13 protein-coding genes are annotated in these 17,470 nt (G+C 69.7%); 12 read left to right on the top strand and 1 reads right to left on the bottom strand.

Features of this window, described 5'->3' with window-relative positions; translation table 11 throughout:
* The first annotated feature begins 373 nt into the window (after positions 1-373).
* Complete coding sequence (locus tag NR798_RS27640) at positions 374-877, top strand: VOC family protein (protein WP_375765499.1); 504 nt, start codon at positions 374-376, stop codon at positions 875-877.
* Between the two features lie 162 nt (positions 878-1,039).
* Here the strand turns inward: NR798_RS27640 and NR798_RS27635 are convergent, their stop codons facing one another.
* Positions 1,040-3,442 (bottom strand): endonuclease MutS2, encoded by a 2,403-nt coding sequence (locus NR798_RS27635; protein ID WP_375773833.1) that lies wholly within the window; start codon positions 3,440-3,442, stop codon positions 1,040-1,042.
* An 80-nt stretch (positions 3,443-3,522) separates the two neighbouring features.
* Between NR798_RS27635 and NR798_RS27630 the strand changes: the two genes are divergently transcribed.
* From NR798_RS27630 to NR798_RS27580, 11 genes are all read left to right on the top strand, one after another.
* Positions 3,523-4,221 carry a tetratricopeptide repeat protein gene (locus NR798_RS27630; RefSeq protein ID WP_375765498.1) on the top strand — a complete coding sequence of 233 codons (699 nt, stop codon included), beginning with the start codon at positions 3,523-3,525 and terminating at the stop codon, positions 4,219-4,221.
* 60 nt (positions 4,222-4,281) lie between these two features.
* Positions 4,282-5,532, top strand: coding sequence for an adenylate/guanylate cyclase domain-containing protein (locus NR798_RS27625; protein ID WP_375765497.1), 1,251 nt, complete (start codon positions 4,282-4,284; stop codon positions 5,530-5,532).
* A gap of 17 nt (positions 5,533-5,549) precedes the next feature.
* Entirely contained in the window at positions 5,550-6,743 is a 1,194-nt protein-coding gene (locus NR798_RS27620) for an exo-beta-N-acetylmuramidase NamZ domain-containing protein (RefSeq protein ID WP_375765496.1), read from the top strand.
* Positions 6,740-7,423: a hypothetical protein gene (locus NR798_RS27615; protein ID WP_375765495.1), complete on the top strand. Its 684-nt coding sequence runs from the start codon at positions 6,740-6,742 to the stop codon at positions 7,421-7,423. The genes NR798_RS27620 and NR798_RS27615 overlap by 4 nt, the downstream gene beginning before the upstream one ends.
* Positions 7,420-7,980 carry a nicotinate (nicotinamide) nucleotide adenylyltransferase gene (gene nadD / locus NR798_RS27610; RefSeq protein WP_375765494.1) on the top strand — a complete coding sequence of 187 codons (561 nt, stop codon included), beginning with the start codon at positions 7,420-7,422 and terminating at the stop codon, positions 7,978-7,980. The genes NR798_RS27615 and nadD overlap by 4 nt, the downstream gene beginning before the upstream one ends.
* Before the next feature lie 215 nt (positions 7,981-8,195).
* Entirely contained in the window at positions 8,196-8,396 is a 201-nt protein-coding gene (locus NR798_RS27605; protein WP_375765493.1) for a hypothetical protein, read from the top strand.
* Positions 8,393-9,736 (top strand): hypothetical protein, encoded by a 1,344-nt coding sequence (locus tag NR798_RS27600; RefSeq protein ID WP_375765492.1) that lies wholly within the window; start codon positions 8,393-8,395, stop codon positions 9,734-9,736. Before NR798_RS27605 ends, NR798_RS27600 begins: the two co-directional genes overlap by 4 nt.
* Positions 9,737-9,828: 92 nt before the next feature.
* Positions 9,829-12,642, top strand: a complete 2,814-nt coding sequence (locus tag NR798_RS27595) for a cation-translocating P-type ATPase (RefSeq protein WP_375765491.1) — start codon at positions 9,829-9,831, stop codon at positions 12,640-12,642.
* Between the two features lie 137 nt (positions 12,643-12,779).
* Positions 12,780-13,244, top strand: coding sequence for a response regulator (locus NR798_RS27590; protein ID WP_375765490.1), 465 nt, complete (start codon positions 12,780-12,782; stop codon positions 13,242-13,244).
* Positions 13,241-14,758, top strand: coding sequence for an ATP-binding protein (locus NR798_RS27585; protein ID WP_375765489.1), 1,518 nt, complete (start codon positions 13,241-13,243; stop codon positions 14,756-14,758). Before NR798_RS27590 ends, NR798_RS27585 begins: the two co-directional genes overlap by 4 nt.
* Positions 14,755-17,406 (top strand): ATP-binding protein, encoded by a 2,652-nt coding sequence (locus tag NR798_RS27580; protein ID WP_375765488.1) that lies wholly within the window; start codon positions 14,755-14,757, stop codon positions 17,404-17,406. Before NR798_RS27585 ends, NR798_RS27580 begins: the two co-directional genes overlap by 4 nt.
* The last annotated feature ends 64 nt before the right edge of the window (positions 17,407-17,470 follow it).

Raw genomic sequence — 17,470 nt, 5'->3', positions numbered from 1 at the left:
AAGGTCATGGGCGAAATCTCCAAGCTCAACCAGCGCAGGAAGGACCTCGAGGCCCAGGTGCGCGCCTTGGAGGAGCCGGGTGGGGGCGCGCGGCTCGCGGAGCAACGGGCCGTCGTCGAGGCCCTGTTCGGTGGCCGGAAGCCCCGGCTCTTCACTGGCGTGGCCGAGTTCCAGGCTCGTCAGCTCACGCTCCGGAATCTGGGACAGGGAGACGTCGCGAGGCGGCTGGCCTCCCTGGCCGAAGTGGGCCAGGTGGTTGAAGCCGGCACGGATACGATCGTCATCTCGGCCGCGGCGCAACCTTGAGCCCTCGGAAGCGCCGGGCGCGATCTATTGTCCTCGTCCTTCCACCTCTGCAGGACGGGAACACCCCATGATCAAAGGCGTCCACGCGATGTTCTACTCGTCCGAAGCCGGCGCGCTTCGCGACTTCATCAAGAACAAGCTTCAGCTGCCGTACTCGGATGTCGGCGAGGGCTGGCTCATCTTCGATCTGCCCGAAGGTGACATCGGCTGCCACCCGACCGACTTCCCCGGCTCGCCGCCCTCGGGCACACACAACGTCTCGTTCTACTGCGACGACATCCAGAAGACCGTCGCCGAGCTGCGCGGCCGCGGCGTGAAGTTCGACGATGAGATCTCGGATCAGGGCTTCGGGTTCACCGCGAACTTCACCATGCCCGGCAACGTGAAGATCCAGCTCTACCAGCCGAAGTACGCCAAGCGTTCTTCCGTGCCCGCGAAGAAGGCCAAGCGCGCTTCGACGAAGGCGAAGACGGCGAAACGCGCTCCCGCCCCGGCGAAGAAGGCCGCACCCGCGAAGGGCAGGGCGAAGTCCGCCACCGCGGCGCGCGGCCCGAAGGCGAAGAAGCGGTAGGGCAGGGGGCTCGGGATCCGGGACGACCCTCACCCCAGCCCTCTCCCAGTGGGAGAGGAGGTTTACACGGGGGAGCACCCCGGGTCCGGGTACCCTCACCCCGGGGGGGCTTGCCCCCCCTTTGAACGACGGGGGGATCCTCTCCCGGAGAGGGGTTGTGGCTCAGGCCCTCAGGGCCACCACCGTCACGCCGTCTCCGCCCTCGTGGTTCTCTCCCGGACGGAACATGCGGATGTACGGCGAGGCCGCCAGATAGTCCCGGATCGCCTGCCGCAGCGCCCCCGTCCCGTGCCCGTGGATGATCAGCGCCGACTCCTCTCCGCTCCTCATCCCCCGGTCCAGGAACGACTCCACCTCCGACAGCGCGTCCTCGGCCCTCATGCCTCGCACGTCGCAGCGGTAGTTCGTCGCCTCCACCGCCTCCGGCGCCGCCGCCTTCGCCCTCTGCAGCTGCTGCACCTGCTTGTTGCGCTCCGGGAACTTCGACTCCTTCGGCTTCGGCGCCCTCGAGCCCGACAGCTCCGACACCGGCACGCGCATCTTCATGATGCCCGCCGCCACCAGCACCTGATCCCCGTGCAGCTCCAGGATCTCCACGTCCTTGTTCAATCCCGCGTGCCGCACCCGCGCCCCCACCCGCAGCTCCGCCGGAGGTGGCGCCTCCACCTGGAACAGCTCCGCCCGCGCCGCCTTCGCCCGCTGGTTCGCCTCCTCCGCCCGCTGCAGCAGCTGTGCCCTCGCCTCCGACGCCGCCTTCTCGTTCGACTGCGCCCTCAGCACCTTCAGTAGCTCCTGCACCTCCGACGCCGCCTGGTCGCTCGCCGCCGCCACTTCCTCGTTGAAGCGCATCAGCCGCGCCTTGCGCTCGCGCTCGAACTGCTGCTTCTGCTCCTCCAACTGCGCCCGCAGCCGCTCGGACTCCTCCGCCGCCACCTTCGCCCGGTCCAGCTCGTCCTGCAGCTTGCGCCGGTCCGCCTCCGCCGCCGCCAGCGCCTTCGCCAGCGCGCCACCCGCGTTCATCGCCAGGTCTCGCGCCCGTGCGCAGATGTGCTCCGGCAGTCCCATCCGCGACGCCACCTCGATGGCCGACGACGCACCCGCCGCTCCCAGTTGCAGCTTGTACGTGGGCGCCATCCGCTTCGCGTCGAAGCCCACCCGCGCGTTCAGGAAGCGCGGATCCAGGTGCGCCAGCGCCTTCAGCTCCTCCAGGTGCGTGGTCACCAGCACCACCGCCCCCTTCGTCAGCAGCTCCTCCAGCACCGCGATCGCGATGGCCGCGCCCTCGCGGGGATCCGTGTCCGCGGCGATCTCGTCGACCAGCACCAACGAGTTCTTCCCCACCGACAGGGCGATGTCCCGCAGCATCGTCACGTGCGCGCTGAACGTGGACAGGCCCTGCGACAGATCCTGCGCGTCACCCACCGTCGAGTGCACCGAGCGGTAGAGCGGCATCCGCGAGCCCTCGCCCGCCGGAATCGGCAGGCCCGCCCGCAGCATCAGCGCGCACAGGCCCACCGCCGTCAGCGTCACCGTCTTGCCGCCCGCGTTCGGACCGGACACCACCAGCGCCCGCGCCTCGCCCTTCATCTCCACGTCGTTGGGGACCACCTCGGTGTCCCTCAGCACCAGCCGCGGGTGGCGCAGCCGCAGCAGCGTCAGCTCCTCCACCCCGGAGAACTCGGGCGTCTGCGCCCTCAGGTCTCCCGCCAGCACCGCCGCCGCCTCCACCTCGTCCAGCTCCGCCACCGCCGCGATGCCCTCGAGCACCTTCGCCGACTCGCGCCCCAGCTGGTTCGTCAGCTCCTGGAGGATCCGCCGCTCCTCCTCCGTCACCACCGACTGGGCAATGGCCAGGTCGTTGCCCATGCCCACCAGGCCCTCGGGCTCGACGAACAGCGTCTGCCCCGTCTGGCTCGCGTTGTGGACGATGCCCGGCACCTCGCCCCGGTAGTTGGACACCACCGGCACCACGTACCGGCCGTTGCGGATGGTGTAGTAGTTCTCCCGCAGCTTCGGCAGGAAGTTCTCGTCGTGGAGCTTCTCCTCCAGCCAGCCTTTGATCCGCCGGTGCAGTCCGCGCACCCGATCCCGCGCCTCGCGCAGCTCCGGACTGGCCCGATCGGAGATCTCCCCGTCCGCCTCGAAGCTCCGGTCGATGCGCACCGCCAGCTGCTCCAGCATCGGCAGCCGCCGGGAGATGGCCGCCAGCCGGGGCACCACATGCTGGCGCTCCTCCAGCGCCTCACGGGTGCGCACGAAGGCGAACAGCAGTTGCGCCGAGGCGATGAGCTGCCGGGGCTCCAGCAGGCCCCCCTTCGAGGCCAGATCCAGCGCGTTGCGCAGGTCCGTCACCCCGCCGAGCGGCAGGGAGAACTGCTCCTGCGCCAGCCGCCGGGCTTCGGCGACCAGCTCCAGCGCCTCCGCCACCAGATCCTCGGTGTCGAGGAACGGACGGGCGAGCGCGCGCTCCCTCCCGGGTTCGGTGCGGCAACGATGAGCCAGTGCGCGGAGCACATCCGCGAATCCAAGGTCTTCGAGCGTTCTCTGAGCAATCTGCACGGTCATGGGTTTCATGCGCCACCGGGGCGCCCGTCAAGAAGAAGGTAGGGTTTTGAAAGCCAGTCCCGCTCTGCTATCTGCCCGCCATGCTCTGGCTCGTGGTGGCGGGCACGCTCGCGGCGGCCATGGACGCATCGGCTCCCGGGGACCTGACGGCGGCCCTGGCCCGGGAGGCTTCGGGTGACAGCGCGGGAGCCCTGGAGTCCGTCCAGGCCGTGATGCGCGTCTGGCCCGCCGAGGCGCTCCCCCGGTTGGAGGCGGCCCGGTTGCTGCTGAAGCTGGGGGGAGACCTGGACCAGGCGGAGACCCATCTCGACGTCGCCGCCGCCGTGGCCCCCGACAACCCCCGCGTCCACTACCTGCGCGGGTTGCTCTGGGAGGAGCGAGGCCACCCCCTGCTCGCGGCCCGTTCCTATGAACTGGCCGTCTTCTATCGTTCGTCCTACGAGGATGCCCGTTTCCGGCTCGCCGGCCTCTGGGCTTCCCTGGGTGACTGGCTCAAGGCCGAGCTCCACTACCGCTTCCTCGCCCGCTCCCGCCCCGAGTGGGTGCAGGTGCGCCTCCAACTCGTCCGGGCCCTCGAGGAGCAGGGCAGGGTGGAGGACGCCGAGCGGGAGCTGCTCCGGCTCAAGGGCGAGCAGCCAGCCAACGCCCTGGTCACCCGCCGGCTGGCGGACCTCTACGAGCGCACGGGCCGAGCGAAGCTGGCGGCGAGGCTACGGGCGGGCCTGGAGTCGCCTGCTCCCCCCAAGAGGATGCGTCCGCTGCGCCCGTCGCGCCGGTAGGAAACCTTTCGTTCCCTCTCTGATTGCGCCCAAGGCGCCACTGCATACACTGCGCGCGCCTTGAAGACCGCCAACCTCGCCATTGTGTTCACCGACATCCAGGGCTTCACCGAGCGCACCAGCCGGCAGACCCTCGAGGAGAATCAGCGCCTGCTCAAGGTGCACCATGATCTCCTCACGCCGGTGTTCAAGGCCTTTGGCGGACGCATCATCAAGTCCATTGGAGATGCCTTCCTCGTCACCTTCGAGTCGCCCACCCAGGCCGTGCTCAGCGGCATGGCCATCCAGGACCGGCTCTGGCAGTACAACCGCTCCGCGCAGGATGCCGAGCGGCTCGACGTGCGGGTGGCCATCAACGTGGGCGAGGTGCGAGTCGAGTCCAACGACGTCTTCGGCGAGCCGGTGAACATCGCCTCCCGGGTGGAGTCCATCGCCGAGGCCGGCGAGGTCTTCTTCACCGAGGCCGTCTACCTGGCGATGAACAAGGCCGAGGTGCCCGCGCAGGAGGTGGGCGCCTTCGAGCTCAAGGGCATCCCCGGGAAGATCCGCGTCTTCCGGGTGCCCCGCGCGCCCTACCGCGTGGAGGTGCCCACCGTGGTGCACGTGGCGCCCGGGGCCGAGGCACCGCTGCCCAACGAGCAGCCGCCCTTTGGCAACCTGGCCCTCTCGCGCATGCCTACGTCCTCGCTCGCGGCGGGCCCGGACCTGGCCGCCACCGCGGCTGCCCTGGGCTCGCGCGCGGCCACCGTCGGCGGCCGGCTCGTGGCGCGCACCCGCACGGTCCTCCAGTCGGTGAAGGCCGCCCCGCGCCCCGCGCTCGCCTCGCGCAAGCTGGCGGTGGGCGGCGGCGTGCTGGCGCTGGTGCTCGGCATCGGCTTCGTGCTGCGCGACAGCCCCGCGGAGGACGCCATCGAGGACGTGGCCGAGGCCTCCTCCACCAAGGAGAAGCTCGCGCGGGTGCCGGACGCCGAGAAGCTCATCAGCCAGGAGAAATCTCCCGGGGAGCGGGCCTGGCTCCATGGGCAGCTCGCCGAGGCGCTGGAGGCACCCGGCCAGGCCGTGGGCTTCTACCGGAGCGGCGTGAAGGCAGGCCATGGGGACTCGGAGGACCGGCTGCTCGAGCTGTTGGAGCACCCGGAGTGCCGCGTGCGCTCCAACGCCGCGGAGGCGCTGGGTGAGCTGAAGCTGGACTCCGCGCGTGGCGAGTTGGAGGACCTGGCCGAGGACGGCGGGCCGGGCGAGAAGCCGGGCCTGTTCGGGTGCGACTCGCGCGAGGCGGCGAAGAAGGCCCTGGAGCGGCTCGGCCGCTGAATGTGTTGGGGGACGACATGAGACGGGTGAAGACAGGACTGGATGTCTGGGTGGAGCAGGGCTTCGCGCCGCTGAAGGGCAAGAAGGTGGGCGCCATCGTCAACCCCACCAGCGTGGACTCGCGCTTCCGCCACCTGGCGGATCTGCTGGCGCAGGCGCCCGGGGTGAAGCTCTCGGCCCTCTTCGGCCCCGAGCACGGCATCCGTGGCGAGGCCCAGTACATGGTGGCCGTGGACGAGGCGCGCGACCGGCGCACCGGCGTCCCCGTGCACAGCCTCTACGGCTCCACCTTCGAGTCGCTCTCGCCCCGCGCCGAGTGGCTGAAGGGCCTGGACGCGCTCGTCTTCGACATCCAGGACGTGGGCAGCCGCTACTACACCTACGTCTACACCATGGCCCTGGCCATGAAGGCCGCGGGCCAGGCGAAGGTGCCCTTCTACGTGCTGGACAGACCCAACCCGCTCAACGGCGTCACCATCGAGGGCAACTTGGTGGGCGAGCGCTACCGCTCCTTCGTGGGCCTGTACTCCATCCCCAACCGGCACGGCATGACGGCCGGCGAGCTGGCCCGGCTCTTCAATGACGAGCAGGGCTTCGGCTGCGAGCTGACGGTGGTGCCCATGGAGGGCTGGCGCCGCGAGGACTTCTGGTCCGACACCGGGCTGCCCTTCATCTCGCCCTCGCCCAACATGCCCACCCCGGACACCGCGCTCGTCTACCCGGGCATGTGCCAGGGCGAGGGCACCAATGTCTCCGAGGGCCGCGGCACCTGCCGTCCCTTCGAGCAGTTCGGCGCTCCCTGGGTGGAGACGGACGCGCTGATCGCCCGCCTGGAGCGCGAGAAGCTCCCCGGCGTCGCCTTCCGCGCCGTGGGCTTCACCCCTACCTTCGACAAGTACAAGGGTGAGTCCTGCAATGGGGCCTTCATCCACGTCACCGACCGCGACGCCTTCCTCCCGCTGCGCACCGGCCTGGCCATCTTCCAGGCCCTCTACGAGCTGGGCCAGGGCGGGAAGTTCGCCTGGCGTGAGGACGCCTACGAGTTCGTGGACGACGTGCCGGCCTTCGACCTGCTCTGCGGCACGGACCAGGTCCGCCGGGGAATCGAGTCCGGCTGGCCGCTGGATCGTCTGATGGAGGGCTTCGACACCCAGGCCCGGGACTTCGCCAAGCGGAGGGAGCGTCACCTGCTGTACGCTCAAGGGTCGTGAGCCAAGACGTCATCGGGATCCTGTCCGACAGCCATGGGGACCTGGCCGCTTTCGAGGCGGCCTACGAGCTGTTGCGGGCCAAGGGCGCCCAGCGTTTCATCTTCCTCGGCGGCCGTTATTCCGACCTGGACGAGTGGATCCTCGACCGGCGGGAGCGCAGCCGGGGGGGCCGGGAGTACTCGGGGGCGGACTTCATCGAGGACGTGGCGAAGTGGCTCGCCGTCACCGAGCAGAAGCCCCGTCCGCGCTCGCTGTCCATTCCGGACGGGGCGCTCAAGGAGCTGGAGGAGGATCCGCTGCTGGTGCGCGAGCACTTCCTGCGCACGCCGGAGCGCGACTCCATCCAGTACCGCGACCCGAGCATCCCCCGGAAGGTGCTGGACATGGTGGGCGACACGCTCTGCTGCCTCGCCTACGACAAGAACGATCTGAGCCGGGACGATCTGGTCAACGCGATCATCTTCATCCACGGCAAGGAGTCCGAGCCGAAGCTGGTGCAGATTGGTCCGCGCTTCTTCCTGACGCCGGGCCGGCTGGCGGGGGCCGCGGAACAGACGTGCGCCCTGCTGGAGCGCGTGGACAAGGATCTGCGCTTCTCGGCCTTCCGGCTGGATGGGAAGACCGTGCTGGAGCCGCAGACGTTGGCGGTGGATCGCCGCACCAAGCTGTCCGTCAAGTGAGGCTGCCCGTGCAGGTCGCGCTCCTCGGAGGCTCGTTCAACCCGCCACACGTGGGCCATCTGCTGGCGGCCCACTACGTGCGCGCTACCCAGGGCGTGGACGAGGTGTGGCTCATGCCCACGTTCGTCCATCCCTTCCGCAAGTCGGCGGTGGACTTCGAGCACCGCGTGCACATGTGCGAGCGGATGTGCCAGGACGCGGCGGGGTGGATGAAGACGTCGCGGGTGGAGAGCGAGGTGGGCAAGGACGGGCGCACGGTGGACACGCTGGACTTCCTCCAGGCGCGCCACCCGGAGCACCGCTTTTCGCTGATCATCGGCTCGGACATCCTCAAGGATCTGCCGCACTGGAAGGACTTCGATCGCATCCAGCGCATGGCGCGCGTGGTGGTGCTGTACCGCGCGGGCTACCCGGCCGAGGGCACCGTGGGGCCACCGCTGGCCATCGTGTCCTCGTCGGAGGTGCGTGAGCGTCTGGCCCGGGGCGAGCTGCCCTCGGACCTGGTGCCCCGCGTGGTGCTCGACTACGCCCGCGAGCACCACCTCTACGGGTTGTGAGCGCCTGGCCCCCTGGGCACGGCGGAGCCGGGTGGAGCCTCGGCCCGATTCTCCTGGCCGTGGCATTGCTGGTGCTGCTCGGAGGCTGTGCCACGGGCTCTCCGCGCGGAGAGCTGACGAGCGGCTTCGGCCTTCACTCGCGCGCGCATTCCACTGCCCGGAGGCCCGCGGGAGGTGCGGGCGGCTTCCCCGGGAAGAGGGCGGATTGCTCGAGCATGGCCCCGCCGCCGGGCTGGCCCGACCTGTCCGCCCGGGACGAGGAGTTGCTGGCGCCCTTGCTGGGGTGCTCGCCCGCTGAATTCGTCCTGGTTCAGCAACGGGTGGACATGCCCCGGCTGATGGAGGCGTTGGCGGAGAAAATCGCCGTGGAGGAAGCTCGGAGAGAGGTTCCGGGAGTGGAGGTGCTGTCGCAATGAAGGTGCTGAGGTTTCACGACCTGGACGCGGCGGAGGACAGTCTTCGGCTCGAGTTCGAAGGTGCCTTCGACCATCAGGCGGCACTCGAGCGTGAGTTGGAGCCCTTCCTTCAGGCGCTCGAGACATACGCGGGCGAATGGATGCCGGACGTCGTTAGAGGTAAGCGGCAACGCAAGTACACCCGTGCTGCCATCTTGAAGGCCCTGGAAGAGGAGCGCGGCGAAAGAATTTCACGCATCGGGCTCTATCGTACGAAGTGGCCCGCGTTGGACATGACGTTCCGGATCTGGTTTCCGCCGCGCCCTATCGGACTGGACGTCTCGCTCGAGCTTCTGCCCCTGTCGTTCTTCGCGACCGAGGAGCGCTGCCGCGAGTTCGTGACCATGGTGCGTGCCTGGGCGGCTCGCTACCCGGTCTCCTACGCCGCGGCCCACGGCATGGCAGACAGGGAGTTGGCGAGATTTCCCAGCTTCGGCCGCGACAAGGCGATCTGGCACCGGGACGGGTTCGACAAAATCTACGAGGTATTCTGGCTCAACGTCTTCGGACCCAAGTTGGTGGAGACCGTCGGCCGCGAGCGCATGCTGTCTACGCCAGCGTACCAGGTGGAAGAACTGCCCAACGGTTCCATCCTCCTGGTGATGTGGCCCACCCCGACGAACTTCGCCAGCGACGAGGCGCGTGAAGCCCAGGCCCGCGCACACGTCCACCTCCGGCCGGACCTGGACTTCGACACCGTGCTGCGCACCCTGCGCGAGCGCAGTGCCACGCTGGCTCCCGTCGAGCCCCGCTTCCACCCGGACCTGGCGCCGCTCCTCTTGCGCACGCTGGACCGCTCCGCCGTTCATGCGCGCCAGCGCCGGATCGCCGAGCTCAACGCCTGGCAGCCGCCCGAGCCCAGGGAGTGGCTCCCCGCTGACGCCGCCCTGCCTCCCGACGTGGAGGACCCCGAGCGTGCCCGCGAGCATTACGGGGACCTCGCCGAGCACCTCGTGGCGCTGCTGCACACCGACGTCCCCTCCGTCTTCGAGGAGACCCCCGAGTCGCTCACGGACGCCGACTTCTACTTCTGGCGCGAGGAGTTCCCGAAGAGCCGCCTCAGGGAAGCCATCGACGCGCACGCGGTGCCCGCCATCGGCGCCTACCTGGGCGAGGTGCTGGTGCGCAACCTGGGTGGACGGTGGATTCCGCGCCAGAAGCTCGAAGAGGTCCAGGTGCTCGTGGGCAAGCGCGCCTGGCTGCCCTTCGTCCGAGCCCACCACTACATGAGCTCCTGTCAGGCCTTGTTGGACTACTCGCTCACCCAGCTCTACCGCGAGGCCGAGCGGCACCGCGCCTGATTCACCCTTCGGATTTTCCAAAGGCTCCCAGCCAGATTTACTTTTGGCCAGGGAGTGGTGGCGTTCACAGATTGCTCTGTGAGGAGCGCCCCATGAACTCGAGCAAGCCAGTGTCTCCAACGGTCTCCCCGCGGCAGCGGGAACAGCCCTGGCACGCGCTACCGTCCGAGGCGGTGCTCGAGGCCCTCCAGGCCCGTCCCGACGACGGCCTCTCCGAGTCCGAGGCCCGCGCCCGGCTCGAGCGCCATGGCCCCAATGTGCTGCAGCGCGTCTCCGGCGAAAGCCCGCTCAAGCTGCTGTGGCGCCAGATCAACAACCCGCTCATCTGGGTGCTGCTCGCGTCGGCCACCCTGGCCATCGTCCTGGGCAAGGTGACGGACGGTCTCATCGTCCTCGCCGTGGTGGTGCTCAACACCCTCATCGGCTTCGTCCAGGAGTTCCGCGCGGGCAAGGCCATCGAGGCGCTCACGCAGATGGTGCCGGAGAACGCCACCGTCTTGCGCGACGGCCAGAAGCTGACGGTGCCCGCCGCCGAGCTCGTGCCCGGTGATGTGGTGCTGCTCGCCTCGGGCGACAAGGTGCCCGCCGATGTGCGGCTGCTCGCCGCGCGCAACCTCCAGGTCGAGGAGGCCGCCCTGACGGGCGAGTCCGTCCCCGCGCAGAAGCGGGTGGACACCGTCGCCCCGAACGCGGGAGTCGGGGACCGCACCAACATGGCCTTCGGCGGCACCCACGTCACCTATGGCACGGGCACCGCCGTGGTGGTGGCCACCGGGAGCGCCACCGAGCTCGGCCGCATCTCCCAACTGCTGCGCGAGGCGGTGGATCTGCAGACGCCGCTCACCAAGGCGCTCGCCACCATCAGCCGCTACATCACCGTCTCCATCCTCGTCATCTCCGCCGTCCTGCTGGGCGTGGGCCTGTTGCGCGGCTACGCGGTGGCCGAGTCGCTCATGGCCGCCCTCACGCTGGCCGTGGCCGCCATCCCCGAGGGCCTGCCCGCCATCGTGACTATCGCCCTGGCCATCGGCGTGCAGTACATGGCCGCCCGCCGCGCCATCATCCGCAAGCTGCCCGCCGTGGAGACCCTGGGCAGCACCACCGTCATCTGCTCCGACAAGACGGGTACCCTCACCCGCAACGAGATGACGGTGCAGGCGCTGTGGACGCCCACCGCCACCTGGTCCATCTCCGGCGTGGGCTATGCGCCCCAGGGCGAGCTGCGCCGTGAAGGCCAGCCCCCCAGCTCCCCCGACGAGCACGCCCGTGAGCTGCTCGTGGCCGGCGCGCTCTGCAATGACGCCTCGGTGCGCCCCAAGGACGGCGCCTGGGAACTCACGGGCGATCCCACCGAGGGGGCGCTGCTCGTCGCCGCGGAGAAGGCGGGCCTGAAGGTGGACGAGTTGCACGAGCGCTACCCCCGCGTGGACGCCATCCCCTTCGAGTCCGAGAACCAGTTCATGGCCACCCTCCACGAGGACGGGCGGGGCGGCCGCTTCATCCTCCTCAAGGGCGCGCCCGAGGTGGTGCTCCGCCGCTGCGCCATGGACGAGGGCCCCGGCACCAGCAAGGTGCTCGCCGAAGTGGAGCGTCTGGCCTCGCGGGGCATGCGCATGCTGGCCATGGCGAGCAGGTCCGTCCCGGCCTCGCACGCCGGCCTCCAGTTCGAGGACGTGGCGGGCGGCTTCCGGCTCCTCGGGCTCGAGGGGATGATCGATCCGCCGCGCGAGGAGGCCATCCACGCCGTGAAGGCCTGCCATGCGGCGGGCATCACCGTGAAGATGATCACCGGCGATCATGCGAAGACGGCGGAGGCCATCGGCGCGCAGCTCGGCATCCTCGAGGGAAGCCAGGTGGTGACGGGGGCCCAGCTGGCGGAGCTGGAGGAGAACCGGCTGGGCGAGGTGGCCACGGCCTCCCACGTGTTCGCCCGCGTGGCGCCCGAGCACAAGCTGCGGCTGGTGCGCGCCCTCCAGCAACAGGGGCACGTGGTGGCCATGACGGGCGATGGCGTCAACGACGCCCCCGCGCTCAAGCAGGCCAACATCGGTGTGGCCATGGGCATCACCGGCACCGCCGTGTCCAAGGAGGCCGCGGACATCATCCTCACGGATGACAACTTCGCCTCCATCGTCGCCGCGGTGGAGGAGGGCCGGCGCGTCTACGACAACCTCATCAAATCGCTCGCCTTCGTGCTGCCCACCAACCTGGGGCTCGCCCTCATCCTCATCGTCGGCGTGGCCTTCTTCCCCATCATGCGCCTCGACGGCGAGGACGTCCCGCTGCTCGCCATGCTCCCCACCCAGTTGCTGTGGATCAACCTGGTGGCCACGGTGGCGCTCGCGCTGCCGCTCGCCTTCGAGACCCGGGAGCCGGATGTGATGCGGCGGCTGCCTCGCCATCCGGACGCGCCCGTGCTCAGTGGTTTCGTCCTGATGCGCACGCTCCTGGTCGCGCTGCTCATGTGTGCCGGTGCCACCGGGCTCTTCCTCTGGGAGTACTCCTTCGAGGTGGGGCGGGGGACGGCTCACGAGGTGGCGCTCGCCCAGGCGCAGACCATGGCCGTCACCACGGTCATCATGTTCCAGATCTTCTACCTGCTGAACTGCCGCTCCCTGCAAGACTCCGTCTTCCGCATCGGCCTCTTCAGCAACCCCACCGTCTACGCCGGCATCGGGCTGCTGGTGCTGCTGCAGCTCGGGTTCATGTACCTGCCCTTCATGCAGAGGATCTTCGACACCGCGCCCCTGTCGCTCCAGGAGCTGGGCCTGTGCGCGCTGGTGGGCGCCGCCGTCCTGCCCGTCATCGGCGTGGAGAAGTGGTGGCGCTCGCGGCGGGCGCGGCAGCACCCGCAGTCTGGCCGCCGGCTCCCGCTGCGGGTTCCGCGGCGCGCGACCGTGGGGTAGACCCTCGCCGGGTGAAAGAATCGCTTGGGGTATAAAGTAATCCAGTCGTACGAGCCCCGCCCGGTTGCGTCCCGGGTAGGCCTCCCGTCTACTGCCTCCACAAGGACCCCCACCTTGTTTCCTCGTGTGGTCCCCCCATGCCGGCGTTGAAACGCATCCTGTTGGTCGAAGACAGCGAGAACGATGTCACCCTCATCCTGGCCGCTTTCGCCGAGGCTCACCTCGCGGACAAGGTGATCGTGGCGAATGATGGCCAGGAAGCCCTCGACTACCTGTACCGGCAGGGTCCCCACGCCGGACGTTCGGCGGAGAACCCGTCGGTGGTGCTCCTGGACTTGAAGCTGCCCCGCGTGGACGGGCTGCAGGTGCTCAGCCGGATGAAGAGCGATCCGGACCTGAAGCTGGTGCCCGTGGTGATGTTCACCTCGAGCCGCGAGGAGGTGGACCTCGTGCGCTCCTACGGCCTGGGAGCGAACGCCTATGTCATCAAGCCCGTCTCCTTCCAGGAGCTCGAGTCCGCGCTCGAGGGGCTGCGCGTCTTCTGGACCGAGGTGAATGAGCCTCCGCCGGGCAGTGCGCCCGTCCTCGAGGGGGACGAATGAGCTTCCCCGTCACCTTCGAGGCCTCGCGGGAGCTGAGCGTGCTCCTCCTCGAGGACGACCCGCTCGACGCCGAGCTCATCCAGGAGCGGCTGGAGCGGGAAGGGCTCTGCGTGGCGCTCACCCGCGTGGACTCCGATGGGGCCTTCACCGAGGCCCTGGCCGATCACCGCCACGAGCTCATCCTCTCGGACTACAACATCCCGGGCTTCCATGGCCTCACGGCGTTGGAGCTGGCGCGCCGCACCCGGCCGCGGCTGCCCTTCATCTTCGTGTCGGGAGCGCTCGGGGAGGAGCGCGCCATCGAGCTGCTCAAGCTGGGCGCCACCGACTACGTCCTCAAGGATCGCCTGGAGCGGCTGGTGCCGAGTGTCCAGCGCGCCCTGCGAGAGGCCCGCGACAGTGCCGAGCGCCAGCAGGCCGAGCAGCGCCTGCGGGAGAGCGAGGAGCGCTACCGGCTGGTCGTGAAGGCCACCCGGGATGCGCTCTGGGACTGGGATTTGAAGACGGGCCAGGTCACCCGGAACGATGAGCTCTGGGCGCAGTACGGCCATGGCGATCGGAAGTCGGACCCCGCCGGTCATTGGTGGATGCAAGCCGTCCATCCGGAGGATCTCCCGCGCGTGCTGCAGGGCCTCCAGGCCCTCGTCGAGTCGCCCGAGGCGGACCGGTGGGAGACCGAGTACCGCCTGCGCCGCAGGGACGGAAGCTATGCCACGGTGGCGGACCGCGGCTTCCTTGTGCGGGACGAGCACGGCCGGGCCAGCCGGATGGTGGGGGCCCTGCAGGACGTGACGGCGAGCCGGGCCGCCGAGGCCGAGGCGCTCCAGCGTGCCGAATTCGCCCAGCAGCTCATCGGCATCGTGTCCCATGATCTGCGCAACCCCCTGGGTGCCATCTCCCTGAGCGCCTCGGGGCTCGTGCACCAGGCGGCCCTCAACGAGCGCGACGCCTTCTACGCCCGCCTCATCCTCACCAGCGCCGAGCGAGCCACCCGCATGGTGCGTGACCTGCTCGACTTCACCCGGGCGCGTCTCGGAGGCGGCATCCCGCTGCACCGCGGCAGCGTGGACCTGCACGCACTCGTCCGGCAGGTGCTGCAGGAGGTGGGGCTGAACCATCCCGGGCGCGAGCTCCGCGAGCACTGCCAGGGCGCGGGCCGGGGCCTGTGGGACGCGGACCGGCTGGCGCAGGTGCTGGGCAACCTGGTGAGCAACGCCCTCCAATACTCGCCCAAGGACGGGCCCGTCTCCGTGTCGGTGGTGGGGGAGGAGGACGCGGTGGAGCTCCAGGTCCACAACACCGGCGAGCCCATCCCCGCCGGGCTGCTCGGCCGCCTCTTCCAGCCCTTGCAGCGCGGCGAGGACTCCACCGACAACTCCCGCCGCAGCATCGGTCTGGGCCTCTACATCGTGGATCAGATCGTCCGGGCCCATGGCGGCACGGTGGATGTCCGCTCCTCCGCGCAAGAGGGCACCACCTTCCTGATTCGACTGCCGCGGATTCCTTCCTCATGAAGACCCCCCAGTTCTTCTCCGACGTGAGCCACGAGCTGCGCACCCACCTGGCGCTCATCCTCGGGCCCGCGGAGTCCCTGCTCGTGCACGGCCACAACCTCACCGGCGTCCAGCGCAAGGACCTGGAGGTCATGCGCCGCAACGCCGTCCTCCTCCTCAGGCACGTCGATGATCTGATCGACATCGCCCGGATGGACGTGGGGCGCATGAGGCTGGCGTATGCCGAGGCGGAGCTGGTCTCGCTGGTGCGTGAAGTGGCCCGGCACTTCGAGCCGCTGGCGCTCCAGCGGCGCATCTCCTTCACCGTGGACGCGCCCGGGCTCCTCCCCGTCCAGGTGGACGTGGAGAAGCTGGAGCGGGTGGTGATCCACCTGCTGTCCAACGCCTTCAAGTCCACCCCGGACGGAGGGCGCATCCACATCGTGGTGAGCGGGACTCCCGGCGGGCGGGCGCGGCTGGAGGTGGAGGACTCGGGACAGCAGGGGACGCGAGACCCGGAGGGCTCGGAGCTGGGCCTGTCTCTCGCGCGGGATTTCGTCGAGCTGCACGGTGGGCTCATCCGCGTGACGGAGGCACCGGGCGGCGGCGAGCTCTTCCAGGTGGAGCTGCCCTGTCTGGCCCCGGCGGGCACGCAGGTGACGCCGCGTGCTCCGGAGAAGGGGTGGGGGCTCGAGGCGGGCCTGGCGCTGCGCAGTACCCTGGAGGCGCTCACCCCCCCGGTGGACGAGCGGACCCCGCCGGCCGCGGAGGCCCGGACGGAGGACACTTCCCGCCCGGCCGTGCTGGTGGTGAAGGACCACCCGGAGCTCCACCGCTTCATGGTGGATGCGCTCCAGGAGGACTACCGCGTCATCTCCGCCTTCGATGGCCAGGAGGCACTCGAGAAGGCCCGGTCGCTCCGGCCGGATGTCATCCTCACCGGCATCCAGCTGCCGCGCATGAGCGGCGATGCTCTGGTGGCCGCGCTGCGCCAGGAGGAGTCTCTCGAGGGCGTTCCCATCGTGGTGCTGTCCACCCAGGCCGACGAGGCCCTCAAGCTGAAGCTGCTGCGCGAGGGGGCCCAGGATTACCTGGTGAAGCCCTTCTCGGCCGAGGAGGTGCGCGTGCGTGTGCGCAACCTCGTCCAGCTCAAGCGCGTCCGGGAGGAGCTGGAGCGGCGCAACCACGAGCTGGAGCGGCTCCGGCTGCGGGAGGATGCGCACTACCGGGCCATCCTCGACGCCTCTCCCGCCGTCATCTACGTCAAGGATCTCCAGGGCCGCTACCTGCTGGTCAACAAGGCCTTCGAGGCCTTCATGCACCGCACGCGCGAGGACATCCTCGGCAGGACGGACGAGCACCTCTACAAGCCGGAGCTCGCCGAGGCGTTCCGCCGCAATGACGTGGAGGTGCTGCGCCGCAACGTCCCCGTGGAGCTGGAGGAGATGGCGCCCCACGTGGACGGGCTGCACGCGTACCGCTCCATCAAGTTCCCGCTGCTGGACACGTCGGGCCAGCCCTATGCCCTGGGCGGCATCTCCACGGACATCACCCAGCAGAAGCGCGCGGAGGCGGAGCGGGAGGCCTTCTTCCACCTGGCGCCGGACATGTTCTGCATCGCGGGGGTGGACGCCCGCTTCAAGCGCATCAACGAGGCCTTCACCCGCGTGCTGGGCTGGAGCGAGGAGGAGTTGCTCGCCCAGCCCTTCCTGGAGCTCGTCCACCCGGAGGATCGCGAGCGGACGATCCAGGAGCTGTCGGACATCGAGCGGGGGGAGAACGCCCTCCACTTCGAGAATCGCTACCTGTGCAAGGACGGCTCCTGGCGGTGGCTGGCCTGGAGGACCTCTCCCGCGACGGAGAATGGCACCGTCTACGCCGCCGCGCGCGACATCACCGTGCAGCGCGAGGTGCAGGAGGCGGTGCGGTTGCTCAACCAGCAGTTGGAGCAGCGCGTGAGCGAGCGGACCCGGCAGCTCGAGGACGCCAACCGGGAGCTCGAGTCCTTCAGCTACACGGTGAGCCATGATCTCCGGGCGCCCCTGCGCCACATCACCGGCTTCGCCGAGCTCCTCGAGCGCCATGCCCGGAGCGCCCTGGATGCCAAGTCCCAGGGCTACCTGCGCACCATCTCCGAGTCCGCGCGGCGGGGTGGCCAGCTCGTGGACGATCTGCTCGCCTTCAGCCGCATGGGCCGGGTGGAGATGCGCCAGTCCCGCCTCTCCCTGGAGCCGCTGGTGGCGGAGGTGTGGGAGGAGCTCGCGCCGGAGCGCGAGGGCCGGCGGGTCGTCCTGGAGGTGGGGCCGATGCCGGAGGCGAAGGGCGATCCCGCCATGCTGAGGCTCGTCTTCAAGAACCTGCTCGGCAACGCGGTGAAGTACACGCGGACCCGGGCGGAGGCCCGCGTGGAGGTGACGGCCGAGCAGGGCGAGGAGGGCCTCGTCATCCATGTGAAGGACAATGGCGTGGGCTTCGACATGGCCTACGAGGACAAGCTGTTCGGTGTCTTCCAGCGGCTGCACCGTGCCAGCGAGTTCGAGGGCACGGGCATTGGCCTGGCGCACGTGCGGCGCATCATCACCCGTCACGGGGGCCGCACCTGGGGGAAGGGGGTCCCGGGGCAGGGGGCCACCTTCTCCTTCTCCCTGCCGGCGGCTCCCGCCTCCTGAGCCCGCTCCGCCGCGATGCTGGCCGGGCCACTCCACCAGGAGCCGGTGGAACGTGCGCGACGCG

It is taken from the genome of Archangium gephyra (assembly GCF_042230915.1).
Taxonomy (GTDB): domain Bacteria; phylum Myxococcota; class Myxococcia; order Myxococcales; family Myxococcaceae; genus Archangium; species Archangium gephyra_B.
The sequence above is the reverse complement of the archived record's forward strand: the minus strand, read 5'-3'. Positions and strand labels throughout refer to the sequence as shown.